This window comes from Duganella aquatilis, assembly GCF_009674565.1.
In the GTDB taxonomy this organism is placed as follows: domain Bacteria; phylum Pseudomonadota; class Gammaproteobacteria; order Burkholderiales; family Burkholderiaceae_D; genus Rugamonas; species Rugamonas aquatilis.
On record NZ_WKJL01000002.1, the window covers coordinates 354,907 to 369,388 of the forward strand.

Sequence of the window (14,482 nt, forward strand, 5' to 3'; positions counted from 1 at the left end):
ACGGGTAAGCTATTTCAAAACCAGGAGCCGACTTTATGCATCCAACAGAACTGCAACTGATCCAGCTGAGCAAGCAGATTATTGGTGTCGCGCAGCAGGCGGCGATGGCGTACGAGCAGGCGCAGGCGGCGTTGCGGCTGGACCAGCTGTTCACGCTCGAGAGCGTGGAGACGGTGGACGGCACGCGTCGCGCGCTGGAGACCGTGGCGCAGCTGGAAGCACTGCATCGGCAGCACAAGCAGATGTACGCCACTTTCGTGACGGCGGCCATGGAGCAGCTGACATCAGCGATTGCCGTGCTGCCGGCCGACAAGGCACGCGCGCAGGAACACGGACTGGCCGATTCGCTCAACAAGAACCTGGCCAGCCAGGCCGAGGGCTACCTCAACCGCGAACGCTGGATCGCCGCCGTGCGCGAGATGTTCACCATCGTCAACGACAACCGCGACCTGATCAGCTTTGCCAACGGCCAGATGGTCATGCACGACAACGACGTGGCGGACCGCTACGACGCCGCCCAGCAGGTCATCGATGACATCCACGAATACGAGGTCGCGCAGATGAAGGAGAAGCTCGCGCAAGCCACCATCGCCAAAGCCTATCTCGACGAAGTGGAGCGCGGCGGACGGCCATAAAAAAAGGACCCGAAGGTCCTTTTTCTTACTCCGCCGTGGCGGCAGCTTTTTTAGGCGCTGCTTTCTTGGCGGCCGGCTTCTTGGCTGCCGCCTTCTTCGCCGCCGGCTTCTTGACGGCGGCGGCCTTGGTGGCAGCCGCCTTTTTCACCGGCGCTTTTTTCTCTTCGTCCGCGCCATCGTCGGCTGCCGCGGCAGCCTTGCCTTTGGCGGGCGCTTTGGCCTTGCGCTCTTCGAACTCGAAGCTGATCTTGCCGTCCTTGCCCTTCACCAGGAAGGCCTTGAACGGACGACGCGTGCGCTGCGAAACAAAGCCCGGCAGCAGGTCGGTCTTGCCGTCGTTGAGCAACTTGGCCATCTGCTCAGGCAGGATTTCCTGTTGCAGGATGATGCGGCCGCTGCGGAAGTCGCACGTCTTCGGCTTGGCGACGCTGTTTTCGCAAACATATGCCAGGCCCATTTCGAACACGCCGCCGGCGCACTTGGGGCAAGGCCCCAGCGCCGTCTGGCCGGTGAAGTCGACCGGTTCCGAATCTTCCGAATCATCGTTCTGGCCGAAGTCGAACTCCAGCTTGAAGTTCTTGATGTCTTCGTCACGCACGATGCGCAGGATGGCCGCAAACGGACGGCCCATCTTCGAGCGGAAACCTTGCAGCGGGCCGATGGTGCGGTCGCGCAGCAACTGCTCCACCTCGGCGATTTCAAACTGGCGGCCGCCCGGCGTTTTGCTCATCGAGAATTCGCAATGGGTGCAGGCGAAGCGGCGGTAGTTCTCTTTCACCACATGGGCGCAATTCGGGCACGGCGCGGTCAGCGTCGCGTAGTCGCCCGGAATCGTGTCGTTGTCGTATTCCTTGGCGCGCTTGACGATCACCTGCGTCATCTGCGCAATCTCGCGCATGAATTCTTCGCGCGAGATCTTGCCCTTCTCCATCTGCGACAGCTTGTATTCCCACTCGCCGGTCAGTTCCGGTGCGGTCAGTTCGTTGACGCCCAGGCCGCGCAGCAGCGTCATCAGCTGGAACGCCTTGGCGGTCGGCATCAGCTCGCGGCCTTCGCGCAGCAGATACTTCTCGGTCAGCAGACCCTCGATGGTGGCGGCGCGCGTCGCTGGCGTGCCCAGGCCCTTGCCGGCCATCGCATCGCGCAGTTCGTCGTCTTCCACCAGCTTGCCGGCGCCTTCCATGGCGGACAGCAGCGTCGCCTCGGTGTAGCGCGCAGGCGGCTTGGTGACCAGGCCGTTCGGATTGACTTTGTCGGTCAGCACCTTCTCGCCCTTGGCGACCGGCACCAGGTTGCCGTTGGCATTGCCTTCCTTGTCGTCGTCGGTCGAGGCTTCCTTGCCGTAGATCGCCAGCCAGCCCGGATTGGTCATGACCTTGCCTTCCGTTTTGAACTGGTGGCCGGACACTTCGGTGTAGCGGGTGGTGACCTGGAATTCCGCCGGCGGGAAGAACACCGCCATGAAGCGGCGCGTCACCAGGTCGTACAGCTTCTGCTCCGGCTCGGACAAGTTCTTCGGTGCGATGGTGGTCGGAATGATCGCAAAGTGATCCGAGATCTTGGTGTTGTCGAAGATACGCTTGTTCGGCTTGACCCAGCCCTTGTCCAGGATCTGCTTGGCGAACTGGTGGTAGTTCGGATTTTCCTTGACCATTTCCAGCGACTGCATCACGGTCGGAATGTAATCTTCCGGCAGGTGGCGCGAATCGGTACGCGGGTAAGTCAGCACCTTGTGCTTTTCGTACAGCGCCTGCGCCAGGCCCAGCGTGTTCTTGGCGGAGAAGCCGAAGCGCGAGTTGGCCTCACGCTGCAAACTGGTCAGGTCGAACAGGCCCGGCGCCATCGAGGTGGTCGGCTTGGCTTCTTCGGTGACGTTGCCCTGCTTGCCGCGCACGGCCAGCGCGATGGAGTCGGCCGCAGCCTTGCTCCACAGGCGCTCGGCGCGTTTTTCAGGATCGGTTTCGTCCTTCTTGAACTTGGTGTCCAGCCAGCGGCCTTCGTAGACGCCGGCGGCGCACACGAACTCGGCGCGCACTTCCCAGAAGTCGCGCGACACGAATTTCTTGATCTTCTCTTCGCGCTCGACCACGATCGACAGGGTCGGCGTCTGCACGCGGCCCACGGTGGTCAGGTAGAAGCCGCCCTCTTTCGAGTTGAACGCGGTCATGGCGCGGGTGCCGTTGATGCCGATCAGCCAGTCCGCTTCCGAGCGGCAGCGCGCGGCGTCGGCCAGCGGCATCATTTCCTCGTCGCTGCGCAGGTGGGTGAAGCCGTCGCGGATCGCGGCCGGCGTCATCGACTGCAGCCACAGGCGCTGCACCGGCTGCTTGGCCTTGGCGTTCTGCGCGATCAGGCGGAAGATCAGTTCTCCTTCGCGGCCCGCGTCACATGCGTTAATCAGGCCGGTGACGTCCTTGCGCTTGATCAGCTTGTTCAGTACCTTGAGGCGCGCCTCGGTCTTGGCGATCGGGTTCAGCGCGAAATACGGCGGGATCATCGGCAGGTGCGCAAAGCTCCATTTGCCGCGCTTGACGTCGTGTTCTTCCGGGACGGCGATTTCCAGCAGGTGACCGACGGCGGAGGACAACACGTACTCGTCGGATTCAAAGTACTCATCGTGCTTGGTAAAGCCGCCAAGCGTCTTCGCGATGTCGTTCGCGACAGACGGCTTCTCGGCGATGATGAGGGTTTTGCTCATATTTTAGTATCTCGTTTTTAACACTTGGGAGGGACAGCATGCGCATCATACATGGATCGCACGGCAGTCTGCACGTTTGCGTCACAGTCTTGTCAAAGCGCAAATAATAAGCGGATTGCCCAGGACACCGCAAGCGCAGCCGCATCCTGACGCCGATTATGGCGTGATTTATTGCCTAAAGGGAAGTTTTTATAGCGACTTAATGCAACAGGCGCGGCGCCTGGTCTTCGTCCGAGCCGAACAGGTCGTCGAACATCAGCGCGTCCGGTTCCTTGCCCTGGCTCCACAGCAGCATCAGCACGATGACCTTCAGCTTGCCCAGGGAAACCGGCATCTCGTCCAGCGCCAGCGCGCGTTCGATGACGATTTCGCGTTGCAGTGGCGACAACACCTTGGCCGACTCCAGGAACTGGATGAAGCCGATCGCCGCCGCGCCCAGCGCATCCTGCTCTTCTTCCACGTAGAAACGGGTGCCGGTGGAGGACGCCGTCAGCGCCTGTTCCTCGCCTGCGATCGCCGTCAGGTCGGTCAACCACACCAAGGCCTCGGAAATCTCGACGTCGTCAAAACCGACAGCCGACAGTTTCTTGGCCAATGCAGCCGGTTCCGGGCAGGCATCGGGACGGTAATACGTTTCGTAGAGATAAACAAGGACGTCGAACATGGCTCTACTCTATCAGTTAACACGAATTGGATACAAGTGCTGTTCAAGCCCGCAGCCTTTGGAACATGCCGCCTGGCAAACGTTCCAACAGCCCGGCCAATTCCAGCGCCAGCAACTGCCCCTGCAACTCGCCCGCCGGCTGCCCCAGGTGCAGCGCCAGCACCTCGGCCTGCACCGGATCCTCGCCCATGGCATCCAGCACCCGGTCGACAAAACTGTCGTCCGGCGCGGCGCGGGCGCCGGCCTGGCCGTCGGCCAGCATTTGCATCGCGGACAACACATCGGCGGCGCTTTCCACCAGTTTGGCGCCTTCGCGTATCAGCTGGTGGCAGCCTTTGGACAGTGTCGCATGAATCGAGCCAGGGACGGCGTACACATCGCGTCCCTGTGACGCCGCCAGCCGGGCCGTGATCAGCGAGCCGGACTTGGCGGCCGCCTCCACCACCAGCACGCCGCGCGCCAGCCCGCTGATGATGCGGTTGCGGCGCGGGAAGTTGTCGCGCGACGGCGGCGTGCCGAGCGCATATTCGCTGACCAGGCAGCCCTCCTCGGCGATGCGGCGCGCCAGCGCGCCGTTGCGGGCGGGATAGATGCGGTCGATGCCGGTGCCGAGCACGGCGATGGTGCCGCCCGGCCCGTCCAGGCCGCCCGTGTGGGCGGCGGCGTCGATGCCCAGCGCCAGGCCGGACACAATGGTCACGCCGGCGTCCGACAGCGCCAGCGCCATGTGGCCGGCGTTCAGCACGCCCTGGCGGCTGGCGTTGCGCGAGCCGACCACCGCGACCGAACGCTGCGGCAGCAGGCCGGCGTTGCCTTTCACGTACAGAATCAGCGGCGCGCCGACGATGTGGCGCAGATCTTCAGGATAGGCGGGATGGTCCAGCGTCAGCAGAAGGTTGCCGGGCTGCTGCTGCCAGGCCAGCATGGCGTCCAGTTGACGTTCCAGGTCGGCCGGCACGGCCAGCACGGCGTCGGCCTGGCGCGGCGCGACCAGTTCCAGCAGGCCGCTCCGGCTGGCGGCAAAGATGGCGGCCGGCGTGGCGTACTGTTCCAGCAGCTTGTGCGCGGTCAGCAGGCCGACGCCGTCGGTCTGTTGCAGACGCAGCCAGCCTGCCAGCGCTGGCCTGGTCGATTCGGCAAGGGAGTCCGTGGCATGCACGGCGCGGCTTACTCCGGCGACTTGGCGACGTCGCCCACCTGTACCGGCGCTGTCACCTGCATGATCAAGCCATAGGAAATGTGCTTGAACGTGCGGAAGATAAACAAGCTGCCCACTTCCTCATCCGGCAGCTTGACCTGCTGCTCGCGCCCGAACCAGCTCTTCTTGGCCGTGGAATCGCTCACAGTTGCTCCCGAATGGTACAGCTGCAGCACGGCGCCGATATCGAGTCCGTCAAGCTTTCCGCGATTAATGCTGACAATCTGGTTCTGGCCGGCGTGGGTGACGCCGCCGTAAATCGCCACCACGCGCGCGTCGACCGGCTGCGCGGGCGGATGCGGCACATAGTTCTGGATCGGCGTCGGCGGCATGGCGCGCAACTGGTCGCCCTTGCCGATCTCCTGGGCAGCGCCGGTGACGATGAAGGTGTGCACATCGCTGCCGGAGCCAGGCTTGGCTTCGGCCTGGACTTTCAGCGTGCCTAAATAGAAGGCCTCGTAGCCGATGACCTGTTTGGTGACCGGATCTTTCAGCGGCGTGCCGGGGCGGAAGGCCTGGAACGACGTGTTGCCCTGCAAGTCGCCGCGCACATAGGCCTTGTCATCCTTGCCGAGGAATACCCTGCCCTCCTGCGTGGCGACGATGCGCGGCGCGCCGGTCAGGTCGCCTTCCTCGATGATCAGCGGCTGGGTCAGGAACGGTTCGATCACGCCCGGCGGAATCGACGGCACGGCGTCGGCGCCCAGGCCGTCGGTGCGCACGCGCGGCCCCAGGCGCTGCGCGGACGGATCGCCGGCGCCGTTGGCGTTGATGGGATTGCCCAGCCGCAGGCGGCCGGCGGCGCGGTCGAACCAGATGATCTGGCCCGGGTAAATCCAGTGCGGATTGGCGATTTCGTCGCGGTTCATGCCCCACACGGTGGGCCAGCACCACGGCTTCTGGAGGAAAGTACCGGAAATATCCCACAGGGTATCGCCCTTGACCACCACGTGCTGGTCCGGCGCGTCGGCGCGGAATTCACAGGTCAGCGGTGCTGCCGACGCCACGGAAGCCACGGCAAAAAGGGCAGCCGTAACAAGGCGGTTACCGACTGTGCTAAAATTTTTCATTAATAGATCCAGTAAGTGCGCCGCAAGCACACGGCAGCAAAGCAGTAAAGCTTGCCAAATTGAATCAAATTCTGCCCATAAAACCCTGAACTAGCAAGAGAAACCGCGCACCGGGAAACCGCGCGGCTGTTGTGTTTTCGGTAGGGAAAATCGCCGTGCATTAGCAAGGCAATCACATAGTTTTCACTTAGTTATCATGGCTATCTTAAATATTCTGCGTTACCCCGATCCACGCCTGCACAAAGTTGCGGTTCCTGTCACCGTGTTTGACGAGCGCCTGGAAAAACTGGTGGCCGACATGGCCGAGACCATGTACGACGCGCCGGGCATCGGCCTGGCCGCTTCGCAGGTGGACGTGCACGAGCAGGTGGTCGTCATCGACATCAGCGAAGAAAAGAACGCGCTGACCGCCTTCATCAATCCGGAAATCCTGTGGGCCAGCGACGACAAGGAAGTTTACGAAGAAGGCTGCCTGTCGGTGCCGGGCATCTACGACGGCGTCGAGCGTCCGACCAAGGTCAAGGTGCGCGCCTTCAACGTCAAGGGCGAAGCGTTCGAAGTGGACGCCGACGGCCTGCTGGCCGTATGCATCCAGCACGAGATGGATCACCTGAAGGGCAAGGTCTTCGTTGAATACCTGTCGCCGCTGAAGCGCAACCGCATCAAGGCCAAGCTGCAGAAGGAAGAGCGCGGCATGCAGCGCGAAGCCCAGCTGCGCGCCCAAGGCCGCCGTTATTAATCGATGACCCAGCCATGAAAGTCATCTTCGCCGGCACCCCCGAATTTGCCGCCACCGCCCTGCAATCGTTGCATGAGGCCGGCTTTGAAATTCCGCTGGTCCTGACCCAGCCTGACCGCCCTGCCGGCCGCGGCATGCAGTTGCAGCCGTCCGCCGTCAAGCAGTACGCGCTGTCACAAGGCATCGAAGTGCTGCAGCCGCTGTCGCTGCGCATGGACAGCAAGGACCCGCAGCGCGCCGCAGAAGCACTGGCCGCGCACCAGCGCCTGCTGTCGACGCCGTACGATGTGATGGTGGTGGCCGCCTACGGCCTGATCCTGCCGCGCAGCACGCTGGACATCAAGCCCTGCCTGAACATTCACGGTTCGCTGCTGCCGCGCTGGCGTGGCGCCGCGCCGATCCACCGTGCGATCGAAGCGGGCGACACCGAGACCGGCATCACCATCATGGAAATGGAAGAAGGCCTGGACACCGGCCCGATGCTGCTGATCGAGAAAATCGCCATCGAAGACAGCGACACCACCGGCAGCCTGCACGACAAGCTGGCGGCCCTGGGCGGCAGGATGATTGTGGAAGCGCTCAACAAGTACCAGCACCAGCAGCTGGAAGCCGTGGTGCAGCCGGAAGAAGGCGTCAACTACGCCGCCAAGATCAGCAAGGAAGAAGCGGCACTGGACTTCACGCAATCGGCCGTCGAGATCGGCCGCAAGATCCGCGCCTTCAATCCCTTCCCTGGCGCGCATGGCGCCGTCAACGGCGTGGTCGTCAAGCTGTGGGGCGCGGAAGTGGTGGATGGCAGCGGCCCGGCGGGCAAGGTGCTGTCGGCCGACGCGCATGGCATCGTGGTCGCCTGCGGCCAAGGCGCGCTGCGTCTGACCTCGCTGCAAAAACCGGGCGGCAAGCGCCTGCCTGCGGCCGAGTTCATCAAGGGCTTCCCGCTGGAAGGCCTGAGCTTCAGCTAGTCAGTTGACCGACACGCTGTCGCGGCACGGCTCATGGCCGGGATAGTCGAGCAGCGTGGCGCGCAGGATCAGCAGCGACTGCCGGCGCCGCTCCAGCGCCTCCTGCTGGGCTTCGATTTCACGCAGCAGAATGGCGGACTGCTGCATCGTCTTCTCGATCGAGCACTTGCCGTTCTCGTCGAGCATGTCGCGTATCACCTCCAACGAGAAACCTAATTTCTTCGCGCCCTGGATCAGCTTCAGCCGGTCCGGCGCATTGCTGGCGTATTCGCGGTAGCCGGACGCCGTGCGCGAGATGGGCGCCAGCAATCCCTGCTCTTCATAAAACCGTATGGCGGAGGCAGCAATGCCTGACTTTCGGGCTAATTCACCGATCTTCATTTTTCGCTTGACCCTCAAGTTGACTTGAAACTTATTATAAGATGGTCTGCTAGAGTCTGCTGAAGCAGCCCATCAAATAAAAGGAATATCGATATGAGTAACGTGATTGAACACCTGAACTGGCGCTATGCCACCAAAAGCTTTGACGCCACCAAGAAGCTGGACGACGACAAGCTGCACCGCATCCTGGAAGCGATCCGCCTGGCGCCAACCTCCAGCGGCCTGCAACCGTTTGAAGTGTTCGTGGTGAAGAATCCTGAACTGCGCGCCAAGATCCGCGAAGTGGCATGGAACCAGTCGCAAGTGACCGATGCATCGCACCTGCTGGTGTTCGCGGCATGGGACAACATCACCCCGGCGCGCATCGACGCCGCCTTCGACTACACCAACGAGGTGCGCGGCTTCGTCAACGAGGGCTGGGAAGCCTATCGCAAACAGCTGCACGGCATCATCGCCGCCCGCACCGAGCAGGCCAACTTTGACGCCGCCGCGCGCCAGGCCTACATCGGCCTGGGTGTGGCGCTGGTGGCCGCTGCCGCCGAAGGCGTGGACAGCACGCCGATGGAAGGCTTCGACCCTGCCGCCGTGGACCAGATCCTGTCGCTGAAGGAACGCAACCTGCGCAGCGTGGTGATCCTGCCGCTGGGCTACCGCAAGCAGGACAGCGACTGGCTGGTGAACCTGAAGAAAGTACGCCGTCCACGCGACAAGTTCATCACCGAACTGGCGTAATACCGCAGCCCAGGCATACATCGCGGATGCTTGGGCTGTATCAAATCTCCCCGTCGTTTAAAGACCCAGAATTGATCCTCAATCAATGTCATTGAGGAGGCATCATGGTCGCCATCAACACTGGCTCAAGGAAACAGCTGGCGCTGCAGCGGCGTCTCGACGCGCTGTTTCGCGCGCTGGCATCGGATTTCCTGCTGCGCGAACAATTCATCACCGATCCCACGCAGATTACCGCCGAATACATCGGCGGCAAGCGCATCGCGCCGGAGGAAGCGGCGGCGATGAACTATCTGATTTATTCCTGTCTGGCCAATAACTACCTGATCTCCTGGTTCAGGGATTACTCGATGCGCAGCGACGGCACGACGATTACGCAGGAATCCTTCGTGCGGGATTTTTCAGTGGCCGTGGTGGAGCAGCGCGCGCCTCATGTGGTGTCCGCGCTGTCGCATTTCGCCTTGAACGACAAGGTGCGCATCCGGCTCGATAACGACTGGCTGCAAGCCATCTTCGGCCACTGGCACCAGATCGGCGAAGACGGCACCGACGATGCGACCGACGCCACCGGCACCGATGACGCCACCGATAGCACCGGCACGGACGCGACCGGCACCGACAACACCGGCACGGATGCTACCGGCACCGATGCCACAGGCACTGGCACCGACGCCACGGGTACGGATGCCACCGACAGCACCGGAACGGACAGCACGGGCACCGACAGCACCGGCACCGACCAAAACAGCACGCTGACCGCAATCACCTGGAAGACCTACATCACCGACACCACTGACAAGACACACCCCAGCACCACGCCATTCACCCACACCGGCATGACACGCTCGCCGATCACCACCGCCACCACGCTGAACACCGAACGCTTCCTCGGCACCAGCCACGTGGTCATCACGCTGGAGGCCCTGACCAGCTACGCAAGACAGCTGATCCGCGCCGGCGCGCTGGACGCATTCTGGACCGAGCTTGAAAGCGAGCAGCGATGAACCTTGCCGAAATACTCGCTCCCGCGCCGCCGGACAACGTAGAAGACCGCCACAGCCAGCTCCTGGCGCTACTGAAAGACGGCCACCTCGACCTCGCCCACGCAGCCTGGCGCGCGGAGCTGGCCACCGGCGAGCGCTCCTTTCAGTGGGCACAGTTCGAACTTGAACGCGCCATGGAGCGCGGCGACTTCTCACTGATGGAACAGCTGGGCAAGCTGCTGGCCTACCGCTGGCGCAGTCCCTGGTATCCGCAGCAAACGCAAACGGACGAAGCCGAACTCTTGCCACGCGCGCCGCGCGACTCCCTCACCGTTAGCAAATTGCGACACGACGCGGGACAGTTTGCCTACCTGCGCAGCCTGGAATTGCTGCCGCCGCAATTCGACACCACCATCCAGACCTATCACGACCTGGCCGACCGCCTTCACGAAGAAGATCGCAAAGTCCTGAGCGGCGTCGAGCGCTCGCTGATCGGCAACGTCTACAACCGCATCGTCCACTTGCCGGAGGTCGGCCGCGTCGAACGCGCTCTGTCGCCCAACTGGAGCCCACGCGAAATAGAGGAGCGCTTCCTCGATCGCGGCGAAGGCCTGGTGATCATCGACGACTTCCTGACGCCGCTGGCACTGGAAGGTCTGCACCGCTTCGCCATGCAAGCCACCGTGTGGACCGGCATCCGCTACGCCTTCGGCCGCTTCGGCGCATTCTTCCAGGACGGCTTCAACTGCGCACTGCTGCTGCAAGTCGCCGAAGAACTGAAAGCCGCACTGCCGCGCGTGATCACGCCGCGCTACCCGCTGCGCCAGATATGGGGCTTTAAAAACGCCGACGACCTGCCGCGCGACGTCAACCTGCACGCCGACTTCGCCGCCGTCGACGTCAATTTCTGGCTGACGCCGGACGCCTGCAACCTCGATCCGGCAAGCGGCGGCATGAAGATCTACGACGTCGACGCGCCGCAGGCATGGGACTTCCACACCTACAACGGCCGGACCGACATCATCAAAGCCTTCCTGCGCGAAAACCATGCACAGGAAACCTACGTCCCCTACCGCCAGAACCGCTGCGTGATGTTCAATTCGGACCTGTTCCACGGCACGCACGAAGTGCATTTCAAGCCCGGCTTCGAAAATCACCGCATCAACGTCACCATGCTGTACGGCCATCGCGAAAACGACGAGCTGCACCGTACCTTGAGCAGCCGTCCGGACCTGCAATCGCGCTGGGGCCGGCAAGCCAGCGCATGGCGTTCGCACGTCTTCAGCCGCCATCGCACATAGGGAATGCGTCATGCCCTCCCAATTCGGACAAGACCGCCTGGTGCTGCAACTGTTGAACGGCAAGCGCGATGGTTTTTTCCTCGACACCGGCGCCGCCGACGGCGTCCGCAGCAGCAACACGGAACTGCTGGAACGCGAATTCGGCTGGCGTGGCCTGTGCATTGAGCCGAACACAGGCTTCTACGACAAACTGATACGCGCACGCCGCTGCGCTTGCCTGAACGCCTGCCTGTACGACCGCGTGGCCGATCTGCCCTTCCTGGAAGCGGCAGGCACACTGGGCGGCCTGTTGAACGCCTTCGATCCAGGCCAGCTGGCATTCGCCATCAGGAATCAGCGCTTGCCGGTGGATGCCGCCGGCATGCCGCCGCTGGTCACCAAGCGCACCATGACGATTGCCACCGCACTGTCGCTGGCGCAGGCGCCGCCCGTCATCGATTACTGGAGCCTGGATACGGAAGGCAGCGAGCTGCTGCTGTTACAAAGCTTTCCGTTCGACGAACACACCTTCAACGTCATTACCGTCGAGCACAATCACCAGCCGGCGCGCGTGGACATCCGCCGTTTTCTGGAAGCGCGCGGTTTTGTGTTTGTGACGGCGGTGTTCATCGACGATTGCTATGTGCGCGCGGCGGCGTTTCCCAACCTGCACTCGAACAGCGCCGCATGGCGCAAGCGCATCAATCGGCCAGCGAGATGACGCGGTCGCCGTCTGCGGGCTGGCAGCCGTCGGCGATCGGCGTCCAGCCGCGATGGACAACGATCTGACGATCATCGTGGCACAGTTCCACGCGCTGGCTTTGCGGAAAGCGCGTGTGGACAAAAGTCTCCAGCGTGCTGGGCAAGCTGATGCGTAATTTGAGCGCGGCGCGATCCTCGTCCGGATGGTCGTCCAGATGCACCAGCGGCACGAAGTACGAGGCCAGCATCCACCAGCGCGAACTGATTTCAACCGGCTCCGGCGCATAGTGCTCGTCGTGCAGCCATTGTTGCGCGCGCTCGCGCAAATCCTCGCCGTCCGGCAGCTCGCCCCAGACAGCGGCCAGCATCTCGATCAGCCATTGATTGCAGTTCTGGTAGCGCAGACTGTAGGCGTAGGCATTGGCGCTGTACTGCGCCGCCAGCAAGTGCAGCGCACGCGGCGTGTCCAGCAAAGGCTGCGGCGGCAGCCGCACGATGCTGATGTAACCAAGTTCGGGATCGTCGGTGCCCATGGCAAAGCCGGCCAGGCCCTGGTCGTAAATGCGCGGACGGTGTTCGTCGCAGGCGTAGTACAGCTGGCGCGCCGCCCACAATCCCTGCTCCGAGCGCCAGGCCAGCGCGGCATGCGAATAGCGGATATGGAAGCGCGACAGGTCCAGCCCGGAACGGCTGACCAGCGCCACGCCGTCATCGTTGGCGGCCAGTTCGTCGCGCAGCACGGCGGCAAAGCGCAGCAGACGGTCCTGCTCGGCGGCGGTCAGTTCATGCGAGCGATCGCAGAACTGCGACGAGGATGCCTGCGCCGAGCCTGCCGCCATCAGCAGTCCCAGCGCCAGCGCGCGCAGGAATTTCAAAGGCTCAGGGGACGCGATGCCAGTTCGCCATACCATTCATCGGCCAGTACCAGGTAGAACGGCTGGCGATTGTCGGCACGGCCGAACTCGACGCCGTAGACGCGGTTGTGCGCGTACATCGTATCGCCAACGGCCAGCTGCTGCTTGTCGAAGGTGGCTTGCGGCAGGTCGAGCACAACGCGCTGCTCGGGATCGGCGGCCTGCATGGTGACGCGGGTGCGGTCGGCGTGGTCCGGCGTGGCGGCGATATCGATAATGCGGTAATCCGCATCGGCCACCCTGTGATTCTTGTTCGAGCTGTTGCTGGAACCGGCCAGCGAATCGGACACACTGCCGCTCGACGCCGAGCCAGCGCTGGAAGCGGACGACGCAATACTCTCCGCCTGCGCCTGCAAGGCCAGGCCTAATGCGCCGGCGGCGCAGATCAATCGCATGGTCAAAGTGATATTCATTTAAACTTCCTGAATTGTGCCAATAAGGAAGTATAAAGGAGATAGCCATGCCCGCATCCGAAATCGCCTGCTGGTTCGACTTTGCCAGCACCTACAGCTACGTGAGCGTGTTGCGCCTGGCGCGGCAGCGGGATGTGATCGTGCAGTGGAAGCCGTTCCTGCTGGGGCCGATCTTCAAGGAACAGGGCTGGGACAATTCGCCGTTTGTGCTGCAAAAAGACAAGGGCGACTATATGTGGATGGACATGGCGCGCGAGTGCGCCAAGTACGGCCTGCCGTGGCGCCAGCCTTCCGAATTTCCGCGCCGCTCGCTGCTGGCGGCGCGCGTGGCATTGCTGGGCGAGCATCAGCCGTGGATGGCGGAATTCTGCGCACGCACCATGCTGGCCAACTTCGAGCATGACGAAGACATCGGCAGCTCGGACTGCATCGCCGCCATCCTGACCAGCATCGGCCTCGACGCCGCCACCCTGCTCGCCGCCGCCCAATCCGACGACAACAAGGCCCGCCTGCGGGCGCGCAGCGAAGAAGCCAAGTCCCGCCACCTGTTCGGCGCCCCCACCTTCTTTGTCGACAACGAAATGTACTGGGGCAACGACCGCCTCTCCGACGCCCTAGCCAAGCGCCGCTAGCCTGCCCCGATACCTCTCCATATAAACACGCAAAATCTGATCAATACGCTTTGAAGATTCAGGCTCAGGAAACGTGTCTTTAAACCACTCATAAACCTCGCGATCAACCAGCACCGTGTGTTTTTGGACCAGTGGGCTGATTCTTCGCGCTTTCACAAAGAATTCTTCGCCCAGTTCCGGGATATCACTTAGATCAATAGCCTCGCTCATATCTTTTCTCCTCAGACCTCAATGCTTTTCGAGCCGAAATAATCCTGGTCGTATCAGCGTCTCGATTTACAAATACGACCGCCAGCAACCGCGCGGCTGAAAAACCAATTGCCACGTAGCGGTCCTCGTCCAGTGGACTATCCGCATCGAAATGGCAGATTGTTGCGGCGATGCGGCTGTTCGCTGAAGCATATTCAGGGATGCCGTATAATCTTAGACCGCCCTCAGCCTTCCGGCGCGCCTCTCCCACGACCTTAGAGATATTAAATGAA

Annotated in this window: 17 protein-coding genes; 8 read left to right on the forward strand and 9 right to left on the reverse strand. The window is 62.5% G+C overall.

The window, feature by feature from the left end:
* Positions 1 to 35 precede the first annotated feature (35 nt).
* On the forward strand, positions 36 to 635 hold the full coding sequence (locus GJ698_RS06020; protein WP_154356697.1) for a hypothetical protein: 600 nt from the start codon (positions 36 to 38) through the stop codon (positions 633 to 635).
* A 25-nt stretch (positions 636 to 660) separates the two neighbouring features.
* Here the strand turns inward: GJ698_RS06020 and GJ698_RS06025 are convergent, their stop codons facing one another.
* From GJ698_RS06025 to GJ698_RS06040, 4 genes are all read right to left on the reverse strand, one after another.
* Positions 661 to 3,333, reverse strand: a complete 2,673-nt coding sequence (locus GJ698_RS06025) for a DNA topoisomerase III (protein WP_154356698.1) — start codon at positions 3,331 to 3,333, stop codon at positions 661 to 663.
* Between the two features lie 199 nt (positions 3,334 to 3,532).
* Positions 3,533 to 3,997 (reverse strand): Smg family protein, encoded by a 465-nt coding sequence (locus tag GJ698_RS06030; protein WP_154356699.1) that lies wholly within the window; start codon positions 3,995 to 3,997, stop codon positions 3,533 to 3,535.
* Between the two features lie 43 nt (positions 3,998 to 4,040).
* Positions 4,041 to 5,156, reverse strand: a complete 1,116-nt coding sequence (gene dprA, locus GJ698_RS06035; protein WP_371865150.1) for a DNA-processing protein DprA — start codon at positions 5,154 to 5,156, stop codon at positions 4,041 to 4,043.
* Positions 5,157 to 5,164: 8 nt separating this feature from the next.
* Entirely contained in the window at positions 5,165 to 6,265 is a 1,101-nt protein-coding gene (locus GJ698_RS06040; protein WP_154356700.1) for a LysM peptidoglycan-binding domain-containing protein, read from the reverse strand.
* A 196-nt stretch (positions 6,266 to 6,461) separates the two neighbouring features.
* On the opposite strand from GJ698_RS06040, the gene def reads away from it, so the two are divergent.
* The gene (def, locus tag GJ698_RS06045) at positions 6,462 to 7,004 is read left to right on the forward strand and encodes a peptide deformylase (RefSeq protein ID WP_154356701.1); all 543 of its coding nucleotides are present in this window, start codon (positions 6,462 to 6,464) and stop codon (positions 7,002 to 7,004) included.
* A 14-nt stretch (positions 7,005 to 7,018) separates the two neighbouring features.
* Positions 7,019 to 7,966, forward strand: coding sequence for a methionyl-tRNA formyltransferase (gene fmt / locus GJ698_RS06050; RefSeq protein WP_154356702.1), 948 nt, complete (start codon positions 7,019 to 7,021; stop codon positions 7,964 to 7,966).
* On the opposite strand, the gene GJ698_RS06055 is transcribed toward fmt, so the two are convergent.
* Positions 7,967 to 8,347: a MerR family transcriptional regulator gene (locus tag GJ698_RS06055; protein WP_154356703.1), complete on the reverse strand. Its 381-nt coding sequence runs from the start codon at positions 8,345 to 8,347 to the stop codon at positions 7,967 to 7,969.
* A gap of 93 nt (positions 8,348 to 8,440) precedes the next feature.
* Here GJ698_RS06055 and GJ698_RS06060 point away from each other — a divergent pair, with 93 nt between their 5' ends.
* From GJ698_RS06060 to GJ698_RS06075, 4 genes are all read left to right on the forward strand, one after another.
* Complete coding sequence (locus GJ698_RS06060; protein WP_154356704.1) at positions 8,441 to 9,079, forward strand: NAD(P)H-dependent oxidoreductase; 639 nt, start codon at positions 8,441 to 8,443, stop codon at positions 9,077 to 9,079.
* 104 nt (positions 9,080 to 9,183) lie between these two features.
* Positions 9,184 to 10,080 (forward strand): hypothetical protein, encoded by an 897-nt coding sequence (locus GJ698_RS30605; RefSeq protein WP_208023779.1) that lies wholly within the window; start codon positions 9,184 to 9,186, stop codon positions 10,078 to 10,080.
* A complete protein-coding gene (locus tag GJ698_RS06070; protein WP_154356705.1) occupies positions 10,077 to 11,360 on the forward strand; it encodes a hypothetical protein in 1,284 nt (427 codons plus the stop codon). Before GJ698_RS30605 ends, GJ698_RS06070 begins: the two co-directional genes overlap by 4 nt.
* A gap of 10 nt (positions 11,361 to 11,370) precedes the next feature.
* Positions 11,371 to 12,060, forward strand: a complete 690-nt coding sequence (locus GJ698_RS06075; protein ID WP_154356706.1) for an FkbM family methyltransferase — start codon at positions 11,371 to 11,373, stop codon at positions 12,058 to 12,060.
* On the opposite strand, the gene GJ698_RS06080 is transcribed toward GJ698_RS06075, so the two are convergent.
* Together GJ698_RS06080 and GJ698_RS06085 are read right to left on the reverse strand one after the other, a co-directional pair.
* Positions 12,041 to 12,952, reverse strand: a complete 912-nt coding sequence (locus GJ698_RS06080) for a DUF2145 domain-containing protein (RefSeq protein WP_154356707.1) — start codon at positions 12,950 to 12,952, stop codon at positions 12,041 to 12,043. The genes GJ698_RS06075 and GJ698_RS06080 overlap by 20 nt on opposite strands.
* Positions 12,913 to 13,368 (reverse strand): hypothetical protein, encoded by a 456-nt coding sequence (locus GJ698_RS06085; protein WP_154356708.1) that lies wholly within the window; start codon positions 13,366 to 13,368, stop codon positions 12,913 to 12,915. The genes GJ698_RS06080 and GJ698_RS06085 overlap by 40 nt, the downstream gene beginning before the upstream one ends.
* 47 nt (positions 13,369 to 13,415) lie before the next feature.
* On the opposite strand from GJ698_RS06085, the gene GJ698_RS06090 reads away from it, so the two are divergent.
* The gene (locus tag GJ698_RS06090; RefSeq protein WP_154356709.1) at positions 13,416 to 14,000 is read left to right on the forward strand and encodes a 2-hydroxychromene-2-carboxylate isomerase; all 585 of its coding nucleotides are present in this window, start codon (positions 13,416 to 13,418) and stop codon (positions 13,998 to 14,000) included.
* Here GJ698_RS06090 and GJ698_RS06095 read toward each other — a convergent pair.
* Positions 13,983 to 14,210 (reverse strand): 3-oxoacyl-ACP synthase, encoded by a 228-nt coding sequence (locus GJ698_RS06095; protein WP_154356710.1) that lies wholly within the window; start codon positions 14,208 to 14,210, stop codon positions 13,983 to 13,985. The genes GJ698_RS06090 and GJ698_RS06095 overlap by 18 nt on opposite strands.
* A complete protein-coding gene (locus GJ698_RS31345) occupies positions 14,194 to 14,460 on the reverse strand; it encodes a BrnT family toxin (protein ID WP_154356711.1) in 267 nt (88 codons plus the stop codon). Before GJ698_RS31345 ends, GJ698_RS06095 begins: the two co-directional genes overlap by 17 nt.
* Positions 14,461 to 14,482: the final 22 nt, after the last annotated feature.

Excerpts from the sequence above, each read along its gene's own strand:
- GJ698_RS06020 (WP_154356697.1), top strand. The coding sequence starts at position 36 with ATGCATCCAACAGAACTGCAACTGATCCAGCTGAGCAAGCAGATTATT.
- GJ698_RS06025 (WP_154356698.1), bottom strand. The coding sequence starts at position 3,333 with ATGAGCAAAACCCTCATCATCGCCGAGAAGCCGTCTGTCGCGAACGAC.
- GJ698_RS06030 (WP_154356699.1), bottom strand. The coding sequence starts at position 3,997 with ATGTTCGACGTCCTTGTTTATCTCTACGAAACGTATTACCGTCCCGAT.
- GJ698_RS06040 (WP_154356700.1), bottom strand. The coding sequence starts at position 6,265 with ATGAAAAATTTTAGCACAGTCGGTAACCGCCTTGTTACGGCTGCCCTT.
- def (WP_154356701.1), top strand. The coding sequence starts at position 6,462 with ATGGCTATCTTAAATATTCTGCGTTACCCCGATCCACGCCTGCACAAA.
- fmt (WP_154356702.1), top strand. The coding sequence starts at position 7,019 with ATGAAAGTCATCTTCGCCGGCACCCCCGAATTTGCCGCCACCGCCCTG.
- GJ698_RS06055 (WP_154356703.1), bottom strand. The coding sequence starts at position 8,347 with ATGAAGATCGGTGAATTAGCCCGAAAGTCAGGCATTGCTGCCTCCGCC.
- GJ698_RS06060 (WP_154356704.1), top strand. The coding sequence starts at position 8,441 with ATGAGTAACGTGATTGAACACCTGAACTGGCGCTATGCCACCAAAAGC.
- GJ698_RS30605 (WP_208023779.1), top strand. The coding sequence starts at position 9,184 with ATGGTCGCCATCAACACTGGCTCAAGGAAACAGCTGGCGCTGCAGCGG.
- GJ698_RS06070 (WP_154356705.1), top strand. The coding sequence starts at position 10,077 with ATGAACCTTGCCGAAATACTCGCTCCCGCGCCGCCGGACAACGTAGAA.
- GJ698_RS06075 (WP_154356706.1), top strand. The coding sequence starts at position 11,371 with ATGCCCTCCCAATTCGGACAAGACCGCCTGGTGCTGCAACTGTTGAAC.
- GJ698_RS06080 (WP_154356707.1), bottom strand. The coding sequence starts at position 12,952 with ATGGTATGGCGAACTGGCATCGCGTCCCCTGAGCCTTTGAAATTCCTG.
- GJ698_RS06085 (WP_154356708.1), bottom strand. The coding sequence starts at position 13,368 with ATGAATATCACTTTGACCATGCGATTGATCTGCGCCGCCGGCGCATTA.
- GJ698_RS06090 (WP_154356709.1), top strand. The coding sequence starts at position 13,416 with ATGCCCGCATCCGAAATCGCCTGCTGGTTCGACTTTGCCAGCACCTAC.
- GJ698_RS06095 (WP_154356710.1), bottom strand. The coding sequence starts at position 14,210 with ATGAGCGAGGCTATTGATCTAAGTGATATCCCGGAACTGGGCGAAGAA.